The sequence below is a fragment of the Nitrospirillum bahiense genome (assembly GCF_007828025.1).
GTDB classification, from domain to species: Bacteria; Pseudomonadota; Alphaproteobacteria; order Azospirillales; family Azospirillaceae; genus Nitrospirillum; species Nitrospirillum amazonense.
Genome location: NZ_VITO01000033.1, coordinates 52,091 through 64,790, shown reverse-complemented (window position 1 = coordinate 64,790; position 12,700 = coordinate 52,091). Strand labels below are relative to the sequence as shown.

Here is a 12,700-nt window from a genome sequence, read left to right as displayed (position 1 = left end):
CGATCCCCGCATGCCGCCCTCGGCTCCGTTCCAAGGCCAACAGTGAATCATGCTGAAACTCAGGCAGCCACAGGCTTTTTCAACAGCCTGCTAGTAGCAAGACACCGCCGGGGAATTCGCCCTCCCCTTTTGTCACCTTTACGGCGAGCTCAGACTTTCCTTCGCCTGCGGCCGCAATTACGGCCATAGCTCGAATGCCGATTGACCGCTCCAGTTTGCGCAGCGCCGACGAAACCGCATGGAAGTCCGCAACTAGATTTGCGGTTAACGGAGCTCCGTCTGAGCGCGCCCCCCGAAGCTTCGAGAGCAGTCTTTCGTAGCGTATCGGCTGAGATGGATTAGCCATCAGCAATTGCTGTACAGTGTCGAAGTCGCCTTTGCCAAGCATCGCATGCAAATTGTCGAGCAAATCAGCCGAGAAGGCGCCTCGATCGAGAACAGATTTAACCTCTACTCTAATTTCATTTTTAGTATTATCTGTCAGATCAGCCACATCTGCACAATTTTTCCTAAGAGATCTCGAGATTTTCGATAGTAATTCCCATGCACTCTGGTCGCCCAGGCGCCTGAGCACCTCCTCCTCGGCTCCAACGACAACATGAACTTCTGGTTGGTATCGGCGCGTGAACGGAGCCGCAGCGAGCTTGTACTGCTCAGTAAGTAGCTCAGGGGTCAGAACGAGCTCGCCGAAATAGGTTTCCCGAAGTAGCGCCCCCGGTCCAACCAAAAGGTCTTCGATGTCAGTAGCCGTCAACAGGTCTAACTTAAGCTCGGGAAAGCGCTCCTTCTCAAGCGCGAAGAACCACTCTTGGTCTACCTTGGTCAGCGTATGATGTGTCCAAAGCTTCCAATCGGTCACACCTGGGACATGCTTGCGCGTCTTCTCTATGCCCTCGATGATTTTGCTTCGGCGCACGGCCCCCAAGTCTTGTCCGTTTGCCAGCTCGTACCATTTGCATTGCCAACCGATCCAGCGTGGCGGCGCCCCGAGATCGCAAGGTTCCGTCAGCTGCAGGTGGAACTCTACGCCAGGCTGATTCGCGAGTTGCCTAAAGCGCCCGAAACGCCCGTAGTGGCGGCGCACCAGAGAGCGGCAAAGCTTCTCAAAATTCTCTTCCCGCGCTCCGGGCAATCCTCTGAATACATGCCAATTCGTTTCAGGCATTGGCGTTCTCTCTGCTAATTGGAATCCGGTAAATCAGACGGATAGTCATGCGCAGAAAAGACTTCGACTTTCGCTCCAGCCTCGATGAATAGTTTAACGAACGCAGAAACTTCTGATTCGTCGGTAGTGATGGTGATTCTATTACCATTACGGCTGAGGTGATGTTCATACAGTAGCTGGCCAAGCTCAGATGGCCCTAGAGTGTTGAGTTCCATGCTGCGTAACAACGAGAGCATTTCATCTGAGAACCTCTGATCTTCTGGTTCGTCAGAAGAGATGGAGTAGCAGTCGTCCTTCGAGGCCTGGGCACTTAGCCTATCAATGTCCTTCTGGACCTTCTCTGCGTCTTGCTCTCGTTTAAACCTCCCGATAAGAACCAAATTCATCGAATGCTCAGACCCGTATCCGCCCCATATCTTCATGATTACGTCTTTCATTTGATCTCAGAAGCATTTCTGAGTCGCTCAAGCGCCGACAGCACGCCAGCATCTCCGATCTTCGCGCCGGCTGGCGAATAAGAACTCGCGCGCAGCACGCCGGATGCGTCTATATGTGCGTAGGCGCGAAGGCCTCGCTCCTCAGGGAATGGGTCGCACGTAGGCAGTTCTGACGCACCCGCCTCACTAACCGCAAGGCGAACCTTACCTCTATAGTTCGAGACCCAATCCCGAAGCGCCTGACCGACTGTTTCATCTATACTTTCTACTGCAGAGGTTGCTTGCTGTGGAAGCAAGAGCAATTCGCTAGCACCGCCCATTTGCGCGAGATCGCTAATCGCGTCAAGTTCTGCAACCGTGCGCTCGTTGACTACGACATTGATACCAAAGGGCGACAGGTTAGCAATCGACTCTATGCCCTGGAGCAGGCTGGAAAACTGCTTCCCGCGCTGTTCTTCATAAGTGCGACCGACCCCGTCAACGCTAATGCGTGCAAAGTGGATCGAGCCCTTAAGTCGCTCGACCAGTTGGGGCGTTAGGCGATGGCCATGTGTGGTGAACGTGACCGCCAGCTCAGTTTCTCCCGCGGCCCGTTTGCAAATGTTGACGAAATCAGGATGCAGTGTGGGTTCCCCGCCGCCAAATCCGATGCCAATGCACCCCTCAGCATCCAATTCCTTCAACCAACTTAGCACCTGCTCAGTACGCAGTGATGCTTTGCGCTTAGGCGCATAGCAATACCCGCAGTGGAGGTCGCAAACATTGGTGAGTGCAATAGATATCTGTCGGGGGGATGTTGACCATGCCTTGCTTTCCGGGTGCAACTCATCTAGCAGCATATTCAGACCTGAAAGCCGATCGAAAAGATGCACTCCATTTGGGCTGATTCTAAGCTTCATAATGTGTTATTACCAAAAGCAGTTTTGAGATCATAATCGGTTAGATAGAATCATTCCCGCCCGGAAGCCAACGACCAAAATCTGATAAAATAAGCGCTGCATGAAGTTAACATTAAATTAATATTGTTTATTAATTCTAATAATTGTCTTATTTATGCAAGCTCATTTATAATATTTTTCGACCGATTAACTTATGAATAAGTTATTATACGAAGCGACGAACTTACAGTAATTGCAGTTGTTTTTCCCGAAGATGACAGCCTATCGTACTCAGCTCTAAAGACGGAAACAGTAATTATGAATGATCGTCAGATTTTTTCATTTTTACCGTTGCGTCGGATTTCATCGACAGCAGTAACCCTGGTTCTTTCGCGGTCGATCTTGGGTAAAGAGGCGTTCAGTTGCTCCTTGCCTATACCGTGAAGGCTCGCATTGTAGAGCCAGCGGGCAAATTGCGCTAGCAATCGTTCATTCTCAACCTTCAAGCGCTCATTCTCAGCTTTCAGACCATCTATACGAGCTTGGGCAGCGAGTAATTCTACAGTTCCTCTCGGCGATCGCTTCGGAATATTCTTCAAGACGTTGTTGCGGACTGTGTAGGCCGTCTTGACGCGCTCTCGCTTTTCAAGAGCTTGTCGAGTGTACCTATGGCCAAAGCGCGCCTCTACAGCGGACTCGATGGCCCGCCAAGTCAGTGGCGTCTGCGGATCCCAGCCATCGATCATCTCACAGATGGCTTCGATATCAACGTCGGTTAGATGCCGGGCCATCACTCCCCTCCCAGCAACTCTTGTAGGTCGTTGAAGATTTCGCTGTCAGGACTCTCGATCTGCATCCTGTCCTTAATCGCCAGCCGGATCGGCGAAAATTCCTTACAGTTGGTCAACCGGACCAGGCTTCCCGCCGGTATCGCGGGATCGTCCAGGATGCCGACAAGGTTACGAAAGCGGTCAACAGTGGCTTGGTGGTGTTCTTGCCATCGCTCGGCTCCATAATAACCCTCGGCCGCCGCTTCCGTCGCCTGCTCCAACTGCGCCTCCGCAAGCGCCAGTTGCTCCTTGATACGGGTCTTTTTTGCGCCGTCACCCTTGACGCAGATGTGCTCGTTGCACTGAATGCAATCTCGATGCTTCTCACACGGCAGGGCCGTGAAATCGTGTATGCAAAATCCCAGTTCGGTGACATGAGCCGTCGGATATTCCAGCATCATAAACTCGTCGCGGGAGGTCGGCACCTTGGCGATGAGTTCCGCGAGGCCGCCGAAAAGGTGTTTATCGTTGGCCGTCAGGTCACGAGCCATGGCGAGAAACTCCTCAGGCGCCATGTGGTCGTAGTCCTGGTTCTGGCGGATGTCTTTCCGGCTGGACCACTTAGCAATATCGAGTTGAGACATGCCGCCGCGATGGGCCAAGGTATTGAGCCAATGGCGGAATTGGTGGGAGTGCAATCGGATCGGGCTTCCGTCCGGTTCGGTAAAGCCGAAGCGGGCGAAAATAGACTGCACACCTGGCTTAGCGCCGAGAGTTTCATTTACTTGATTAGTCGTCACCGGCTCGAGCAAGCAGAGAATAGTGCCGCGCTTTGCGTGCATTTCATTCTGCCTCATTACAATTAATGCTTCTGAATATTTCAGTCCGGTGCGCGCGTCGATAACAGGAAAATCCTTTGGCAACTTAGCCAAAACAGATGTCTCGAACTCATCAAAGCGAACCCGTTTCGATCCCTTGCCATTGAGGGCATTGTAGGTCGGGACGCCATTCCCGATAACCCAGGTTCGCGCCGCTGCAACACCTGATACCCCAAGAATCTGGGCGACTTCGTTCAGCAACAAGTATTCCTCGCCTCGTAGATACTCCGTACCTGGTGGGAGATAAATTTGGTTTCGATGCTGTTCGTACCAAGCGGCAACATCTCGGGCAGGTTGGGTGATCGTGCGCAGTTTGACTAGAGCCGCTTTGGCGACCTCGACCATAGTCGGCGCGATCCATTTGACCATCGGTTCGGCGCCCTTCTCCGGAAGCCACCGCAATCCGTAGATCGGCTTTCCCCTATGGATGTCATCGACCTCGCAATCTGCTCGAAGGCTGAAAACTTCACCGATTCGATCGGGTGCTGCGCAGAGGAGGGCGGCTACTGAGGACGCCAAGATGTCTCGTGGTTCAACTGCCATGTTGAAGCAGAGAGGCAACGCTTTGAGTGCCGTCTGGGAAGGCATGGCCGCTGAGCGCGCCTCATCGGCGGACTTTCCTACCCGGGTTAGGATTTCGCGGGGGCGCCGGATCTGGCACTTCCACTGGAACGGGTTGGCAAGCCGGTGCTCGACGATGAATCCAGTAAGACGCTCCATGGCGCATCCGACTCGATAGGCGGCTGCGCTTTCATAGCGTTGCTGGACCAAGTTAGCCGCGCGATTGCAGATTACCGGGGTGATGCGGTGAATTGACGAGTCTCCGTGGATCTCGACAAGCGCCTTTTCGAGAACCCTAAGCGAAACCATGAGATGAGTGAGTTGAACAGTCCCGGCGAGCGCTCGAACGTATAGGAAGTAAGCCTTGGCGAAGCTCAAGAACGGCTCTGATATCCATCCGGATTCAGCCTTAGGCGGCCGCTTAGTCCTGGTAGCCGTGTCAAACGATGTGAAGGCGGCCGCAATCCGCGTATCGCCGACACCGCTCCTCTGAACATTCCCACGCAGGTCCCAATTGTTCTCATCCCAGGACGAGACCTCGGGATATGCCTTCAGCAGTGGCTTGGCGGTCGTAATGAACGCGGCAAGATTGTCTTCGGCTGTCGCCTGAGCTTTCGGAACAAAATGAACGGCGGCCGTCATTCGGCAGCCTTTCCCATTCTCTGTTGGCAGAGGTGAACGACCTCGGCACAAGCGTAAATGACGCGGTCGTTGATCGAGGCGATGGTAGCATCACCGGCCTGCTCCATGATGCGCTGCCGATCAGCGAGCAGTTGTTCCAAAACTTGCTCATGGGGCCCATCCAGCCAGGGTTGGAAATTCCGGCAGGTGTAGCAGGCAATCGGCGCCGTTGCCCCACAGAAGCCATAACTGCCACAGCTACCAACAGGGTTCTTGAGGTCACCGGGAGTGACGACCCGAGAACGGGGATCCCCGGCTCGGCTAGCTTGGTCTTCCCCGTCGATCAGCACTCCGGCAAAGGCCTGCGCCATCGGTGCCAACTCCATCGCCATCGCTCTGTCGATACGCTCGACGATCTCGGGCACGGCCTCAACGTAAACACCCACATTTTGGATGTCGGAGTGGTCCAGGATCTCGGCGATGACGAGTTCGGACAGACCTTCACGAGCGGCTCTAGTGCCTAAGGTATAGCGGAACCGTCGTGTAGTCACGTTAAGGGGAAGGCCAGTTCGCTCGCTGATCACGTTCAGCCTGTCAAAGACAGCCTGCACCCGATTGCTGAGGTCTTGCCTAGTGCTATGGTACAGCAGACCGTCACTCGCATTGGTGTTTTCATGGTTCGGCCAAAACGGCAACTCGTCCTGCGCAATGTCGAGGTGAACCCAACTGCGTTTCGTTGCCAGGCAGTGCCTCTCAATCAGGTGCCCAAGATCGGTATTTAACTTCCAGCTCTTGAACTCTACACGATGCTCACTGTTATGTTGCTTAGCTCGTGGTAAGTGGACTAGGTGCACTACTTCACCACTGCTCGCCTGCGTGGTGGAAAAATCGCAAACCTTCAACGATGCCAGTTGTACGCCGCGAGCCCCCAGAGCGAGAAATAGCTGGACCAAGATGTAATCAGAGAGGTCGATTTTATCCCGAGCGAAGGCGTTGTTCAGGGCGACGATGATGGCCTGTAACTCGATCTCGGTAAACGGTCCGAGATTCGGGTCTGCCGACCTAACTGCATCGCCCTTGCGATTACCTTTCAGCCGAACCTTATCAAGGACCTGGACGACTTCGGGATCTAGCCCAGGCAGACGCAGGTTGCTCCAGGTTCGAAAGAAACCACGCAAAGTCCCGAGATACCATTCATGGTCATGACTGAGAGAAGCTCTATACGCGAGGATGTCTGAGACAGTGATCGACGTCAATTTCTTGTCATTGACGGCAAACCGGCAGAACCCACAGAATCGATCAAATACCAACTCGGAAAGTGATGTCGATTTCATCCTAAGATAATGAGCAATAACGCTCTTTATCGTATCCAAGATCTCGGCGGAAACCAGCAACCTAAGTCGGCTAAAACTTATCTGCGCAATTCCGCACGGATCGAAGATGTTCCAAACGTCTTCTTTGGCATCAAAGACGATGCCGAAACGTGTTTTCACCAAGTGACTCTGTTTGATCACCGGCGGTTTATTCATTGCTCACCAGTGTTGATTGATGCTGCAACGAGAACCGCTCGGCATCCTCGCGTATCTTGCGGCGGTTGTAGGTTGCTGCGGTCCCCGACGTCGGCGACCAGCCCATCATCTGAGAGCGCATTTGAGCCTCGCGCTCGGGTGTGTACCCTTTGGCGTCGATGAGACTGCTGAAGGCGCTGTTCCAGGCATGGCGCAGGACATGGCTGGTGATGTAGTCGGGCAACTCGGTGCGCTGCCTCAACTGCTCGAACACCCGACTCCCGCCACTCAGGCTGAGCGGCCTGCCTGACTGATGGGAGACGAAAAGGAACTGATGCTTAGGCGCATTCGGGACTTTGCGACGGGTATGGATGATATAGTCCTGGATCATGTCGATCAGGCCGTCCTTCAGCGGCAACAATCGATCCCGAGTTTTCGCCAATGGCTGCTGACGTCGCGGATCTTCGGCATCGTCCGCGTTTCTGGCGATCAGGAGATGTTTCCGTTGAAAATCGATGTGGTCGGTAATCTTGATGCCCAGAGCCTCGCCCCGCCGAATACCAAGACCATAAAACATGTGGATTAGGAGCTTGTTACGACTTTGGAGGCCGAAATCGGTCCATGGGTTGTCCGGCGCCCCTGGTTCAATCACCGCCAGGAGGCGGTCGATGACGTCCTGCGGTGGAGCCTCCCTTTTTCCGACGACGTTTCGGCCTCGGTTCTTCGGAATCATCATAGTCAGGTTGGCGGTCATCTTACCCAGCGCATCCTGGCGAAGGGTCGATGTCTGCAGATCCAGATGCAAGTTGCCTATCTCTCCAAGCCAGCGGAGATAGTCGGCAACGGTCCGGAGGCGATTGGCCGCCGTATCCTTCTGAACGGGCCGGGCTGGAGGTGGCGCCCTCATCCGCACCTGCTCCAGCGAAACCACCTTGGTAGGCTTGAGCAGCTTTACGGGTGTAGTGGCATCTAGCTCATCGAGGTGCTTTTGGGCGGCGGTAGCCAGACTGCTGATCTCGGCGGGGCACAGATAATCGCCCGAGACCATCCTGGCTTCGACGTCGACGCCTTGGGCGGCGGCCCAAAGATAAAGGAATTTGAGAGTGTAGCAGTTCGCTTGGAGGGTGTTGGCAGCGAGATTGGCTGCCCGCCGCGCCGTCACAATCCATTGCGTCGGCCGAAACAACGGGACGCCATCTTCATCGATTAGGAGAGGTAGTCGCTCTCCCTGATCCATGACGATCATTCGGACCTGATACCCTGGCATTCTTTACTCTCTGCCCCGGTGGTCATTTCACAGAGAGAGACTAATCTGAGCGACCGAGGCGTGAAACCCCGATCGCTCGGATTAATGGGAGAATGTGGGTGAAACTTTACAGAACTGAAAGCGGTGTTTTCTAGAACGGGATTTCGTCGTCCAGATCGTCGGCCGGCTTGCCGCCGCCGCCGAAGCCGCCGCGCGAACCACCGCCGGAGGAGGAACCGCCCCCACCGTAACCGCCGCCACCGGAGGACCCGCCGCCGTAGCCACCACCCCCGCCGCCACCGCCATAGCTGGAGCCGCCGCCACCGAAGTCGCCACCCGACTCGTAGCCGCCCCCGCCGCCACCGCCGTCACGGCCCTCGAGCATGGTCAGCTCCCCCCGGAAGGGACGCAGCACCACCTCGGTCGTGTACTTCTCCTGGCCGGACTGGTCGGTCCACTTGCGGGTTTCCAGCTGGCCCTCGATGTAGACCTTGGAGCCCTTCTTCAGGAAGCGCTCGGCCACGCCGATCAGCGCCTCATTGAAGATCACCACCTGGTGCCACTGGGTGCGTTCCTGCCGCTCCCCACTGTTGCGGTCCTTCCACGTTTCAGAGGTGGCGATGCGCAGGTTGCACACCTTGCCGCCGTTCTGCATGGACCTGACCTCAGGCTCCTTGCCCAGGTTGCCGATGAGGATGACTTTGTTGACGCTGCCAGCCATGTCCGATCCGTCCTGAATCCAAATGAGGGCGAAAAACGCCCCGCCGTTGATGGGGAGAGCCTACACCGCCGCTCATGTGCAATGCCACAGCGATGGTGGTGCGGGCCCCCGGCATACCCAAAATATCGATCCGGACCTCCTTTTGGGGCACCCTGCCCCCGTGTCACGAAATCATCCGTCAGAGGATGCATCCTGCTGTCGCCTTTTGACACAGGCATCCCCATATTAAGGCGCTGTCGCCGGCTGGCCGGTGGGAAAGCGCCTACCGGTGTATTCCCCTTGCCAGCGCCTGCCCCGATCGATTATTCAGAACATACCATGAACAAATATATCAGCGTCCGCGGCGCGCGGGAACACAATCTGAAGAACGTCGATGTGGATTTGCCGCGCGACAAGCTGGTGGTCATCACCGGCCTGTCGGGGTCGGGCAAATCATCGCTGGCCTTCGATACCATCTACGCCGAGGGGCAGCGGCGTTACGTGGAAAGCCTATCGGCTTATGCGCGCCAGTTCCTGGAGCTGATGCAGAAACCGGATATGGACAGCATCGAGGGGCTGTCCCCCGCCATCTCCATCGAGCAGAAGACGACCAGCCGCAATCCCCGCTCCACCGTCGGCACGGTGACGGAGATTTATGACTACATGCGCCTGCTCTATGCGCGGGTCGGCATCCCCTATTCCCCCGCCACCGGCCTGCCCATCGAAAGCCAGACGGTCAGCCAGATGGTGGACCGCATCATGGCCATGCCCGAGGGCACGCGCCTCTACCTGCTGGCCCCCGTCGTGCGCGGCCGCAAGGGCGAGTACAAGAAAGAGCTTCAGGAGCTGCGCAAGCGCGGCTTCCAGCGCGTGAAGATCAACGGCGAGATGATGGAGATCGACGAGGCGCCGGCGCTGGACAAGAAGCTGAAGCACGACATCGAGGTGGTGGTCGACCGCATCGTCGTGAAGGAAGGCTTAGGCAACCGTCTGGCGGATTCGATCGAGACGGCGCTGGAACTGGCGGACGGCCTGGTGTTCGCGGAGAACGCGGACGGGGGCGAGCGCACCGTCTTCTCCGCCAAGTTCGCCTGCCCGGTCAGCGGCTTCACGATTGAAGAGATCGAGCCGCGGCTGTTTTCCTTCAACAACCCCTTCGGCGCCTGCCCCGCCTGTGACGGCCTGGGGCAGAAGCTGTATTTCGACCCCGAACTGGTGGTGCCAGACACGCGCCTGTCGCTGAAGGACGGTGCCATCGCCCCCTGGGCGGGCTCCACCTCCCAGTACTACGCCCAAACCCTGGAAAGCCTGGCGCGGCACCACAACGCCCGCATGGATACGCCGTGGAGCGACCTGCCGGAAGATTTGAAGAACCTCATCCTGTTCGGCTCCGGCGGCAAGCCGGTGACCCTGCGCTATGACGATGGCCTGCGCTCCTACGAGACCAACAAGGCCTTCGAGGGCGTGGTGCGCAATCTGGAGCGCCGCTGGAAGGAGACGGAAAGCAACTTCATGCGGGAAGAGCTTTCCAAATACCAGTCGGCCCAGCCTTGCGAGGCCTGCGGCGGCGCGCGCCTGAAGCCGGAGGCGCTGGCCGTCAAGATCAACGGCCTGAACGTGGCCCAGGTCAGCCGCATGTCCATTCAGGAGGCGGGCGCCTGGTTCTTGGGTCTGGACGCGCACCTGACCCAGAAGCAGAAGGACATCGCCGGCCGCATCCTGAAAGAGATCAACGAGCGGTTGGGCTTCCTCAACAATGTCGGGCTGGAATACCTGGCCATGGACCGCGCCTCCGGCACCCTGTCGGGCGGCGAGAGCCAGCGCATCCGCCTGGCCTCCCAGATCGGCAGCGGCCTGACCGGCGTGCTCTATGTGCTGGACGAGCCATCCATCGGCCTGCATCAGCGCGACAACGACCGCCTGCTGGCCACGCTGAAGCGCCTGCGGGATCTCGGCAACACCGTGCTGGTGGTGGAGCATGACGAGGACGCCATCCGCACCGCCGACTATCTGGTCGACATGGGGCCTGGCGCCGGCGTCCATGGCGGCACCGTGGTGGCCGCCGGCACCCCGGCGGAGGTCATGGCCAACCCGGCCAGCGTCACCGGCGACTACCTGACCGGCCGGCGCCGCATCGCCCTGCCGGACCGCCGCCGCGCCGGCCACAAGGGCCAGTTCCTGGAGGTCATCGGCGCGCGCTCCAACAACCTGAAGGACGTGCACGCCCGCATCCCCATGGGCACCTTCACCTGCGTCACCGGCGTGTCGGGCGGCGGCAAGTCCACCCTGATCGTCGAGACGCTGTACAAGGCCCTGGCCAAGCGCCTGAACGGCGCGCGCGAGCATCCGGGCGCCCATGATGACATCCTGGGCCTGCAGCACCTGGACAAGATCATCGACATCGACCAGTCGCCCATCGGCCGCACGCCGCGGTCCAATCCCGCGACCTACACCGGCGCCTTCACGCCCATCCGTGACTGGTTCGCGGGGTTGCCGGAGGCCAAGGCTCGCGGCTACGGCGCGGGCCGCTTCAGCTTCAACGTCAAGGGCGGCCGCTGCGAGGCCTGCCAGGGCGACGGCGTCATCAAGATCGAGATGCATTTCCTGCCCGACGTCTACGTCACCTGCGACGTCTGTCACGGCAAGCGCTACAACCGCGAGACGCTGGAGGTCCTGTACAAGGACAAGAGCATCGCCGACGTGCTGGACATGACGGTGGAGGAGGCCGCCGGCTTCTTCCAGGCCGTCCCCGCGATCCGTGACCGCATGGAAACGCTGAACGAGGTCGGGCTGGGCTATATCCATGTCGGCCAGGCGGCGACGACCCTGTCGGGCGGTGAGGCCCAGCGCGTAAAGCTGGCCAAGGAACTGTCCCGCCGCGCCACCGGCCGCACCCTGTACATCCTGGACGAACCCACGACCGGCCTGCACTTCGAGGACGTGCGCAAGCTGTTGGAGGTGCTGCACGCCCTGGTGGACCAGGGCAATACCGTGCTGGTGATCGAGCACAATCTGGAGGTCATCAAGACCGCCGACTGGATCATCGACATGGGGCCGGAGGGCGGCGCCGGCGGCGGCCGCATCGTGGCCGAGGGCACGCCAGAGCATGTAGCCAGGGTGCCGGAAAGCCACACCGGCTACTACCTGAAGCCCTACCTGTCAGAGGTCCCCCCTGCGGTGGAGGCCGTGGTGCCCAAGAAGCGCAAGGCCAAGGGGGCATGACGCCCATCGTCCTGATCCCCGGCCTGCTGTGCACGGCGGAGGTGTTCGCCCCGCAGGTCGCGGCGCTGTGGCCCCATGGCCCAATCACCGTGGCCAACACCCTGGCGGGGGAGACGATGGCGGACATGGCGGCCGCCATCCTGGCCCAGGCCCCGCCCCGCTTTGCCTTGGCGGGCCTGTCCATGGGTGGCTACGTCGCCCTGGAGATCGTGCGCCAGGCGCCGGAACGGGTGGTGAAGCTGGCGCTGATCAGCACCCAGGCGCTGCCCGATACACCGGAGCAGTCAGAGCAGCGCCGGACCTTTGTCGCCCTGGCGCGCAAGGCCAAGTTCGCCACCGTGCTGCGCCATGCCACGGCCACCATACTGCATCCCGACCGCCGGGATGATGCGGACCTGGCGGCGGTGAACCTGCGCATGGGCCTGACGGTCGGGGTGGAGGGGTTGGCGCGCCAGACGGCGGCCATCATCGGCCGCCCCGACAGCCGCCCCACCCTGCCTACCATCCATGTGCCCACCCTGGTGCTGGTGGGGGATAGCGACCCCCTGATGCCGCCGGAGCGGTCTCATGACATGGCCGCCGCCATCCCCGGCGCCCGGCTGGTGGTCGTGCCCCAGTGCGGCCACGCCTCCACCCTGGAACAGCCGGCGGCGGTGAACCAGGCGCTGGTGGAGTGGATGGCTGATGAAGTGGATGGGGGCTGAAGTCTAGACA

At 58.6% G+C, this 12,700-nt stretch carries 10 protein-coding genes; 2 read left to right on the top strand and 8 right to left on the bottom strand.

The features are described from left to right. Positions 1–79: 79 nt before the first annotated feature. The 8 genes from FBZ88_RS28940 to ssb form a co-directional block, all read right to left on the bottom strand. The gene (locus FBZ88_RS28940; RefSeq protein ID WP_211102844.1) at positions 80–1,165 is read right to left on the bottom strand and encodes a hypothetical protein; all 1,086 of its coding nucleotides are present in this window, start codon (positions 1,163–1,165) and stop codon (positions 80–82) included. Between the two features lie 14 nt (positions 1,166–1,179). Continuing rightward, entirely contained in the window at positions 1,180–1,602 is a 423-nt protein-coding gene (locus FBZ88_RS28935) for a DUF6375 family protein (RefSeq protein WP_211102843.1), read from the bottom strand. Further along, positions 1,599–2,501 (bottom strand): radical SAM protein, encoded by a 903-nt coding sequence (locus tag FBZ88_RS28930; protein WP_145620451.1) that lies wholly within the window; start codon positions 2,499–2,501, stop codon positions 1,599–1,601. Before FBZ88_RS28930 ends, FBZ88_RS28935 begins: the two co-directional genes overlap by 4 nt. Positions 2,502–2,809: 308 nt before the next feature. Next, the gene (locus FBZ88_RS28925) at positions 2,810–3,271 is read right to left on the bottom strand and encodes a hypothetical protein (protein ID WP_145620450.1); all 462 of its coding nucleotides are present in this window, start codon (positions 3,269–3,271) and stop codon (positions 2,810–2,812) included. Continuing rightward, a complete protein-coding gene (locus FBZ88_RS28920) occupies positions 3,271–5,331 on the bottom strand; it encodes an integrase (protein ID WP_145620448.1) in 2,061 nt (686 codons plus the stop codon). The genes FBZ88_RS28925 and FBZ88_RS28920 overlap by 1 nt, the downstream gene beginning before the upstream one ends. After that, a complete protein-coding gene (locus FBZ88_RS28915) occupies positions 5,328–6,803 on the bottom strand; it encodes a site-specific integrase (protein WP_186464653.1) in 1,476 nt (491 codons plus the stop codon). Before FBZ88_RS28915 ends, FBZ88_RS28920 begins: the two co-directional genes overlap by 4 nt. A 28-nt stretch (positions 6,804–6,831) precedes the next feature. Next, a complete protein-coding gene (locus FBZ88_RS28910) occupies positions 6,832–8,064 on the bottom strand; it encodes a tyrosine-type recombinase/integrase (protein WP_186464652.1) in 1,233 nt (410 codons plus the stop codon). Between the two features lie 151 nt (positions 8,065–8,215). Beyond that, positions 8,216–8,785, bottom strand: a complete 570-nt coding sequence (gene ssb / locus FBZ88_RS28905) for a single-stranded DNA-binding protein (RefSeq protein ID WP_145620445.1) — start codon at positions 8,783–8,785, stop codon at positions 8,216–8,218. A gap of 318 nt (positions 8,786–9,103) precedes the next feature. On the opposite strand from ssb, the gene uvrA reads away from it, so the two are divergent. Continuing rightward, positions 9,104–11,986: an excinuclease ABC subunit UvrA gene (gene uvrA, locus FBZ88_RS28900; RefSeq protein WP_145620444.1), complete on the top strand. Its 2,883-nt coding sequence runs from the start codon at positions 9,104–9,106 to the stop codon at positions 11,984–11,986. Continuing rightward, on the top strand, positions 11,983–12,690 hold the full coding sequence (locus FBZ88_RS28895; protein WP_145620442.1) for an alpha/beta fold hydrolase: 708 nt from the start codon (positions 11,983–11,985) through the stop codon (positions 12,688–12,690). The genes uvrA and FBZ88_RS28895 overlap by 4 nt, the downstream gene beginning before the upstream one ends. Positions 12,691–12,700: the final 10 nt, after the last annotated feature.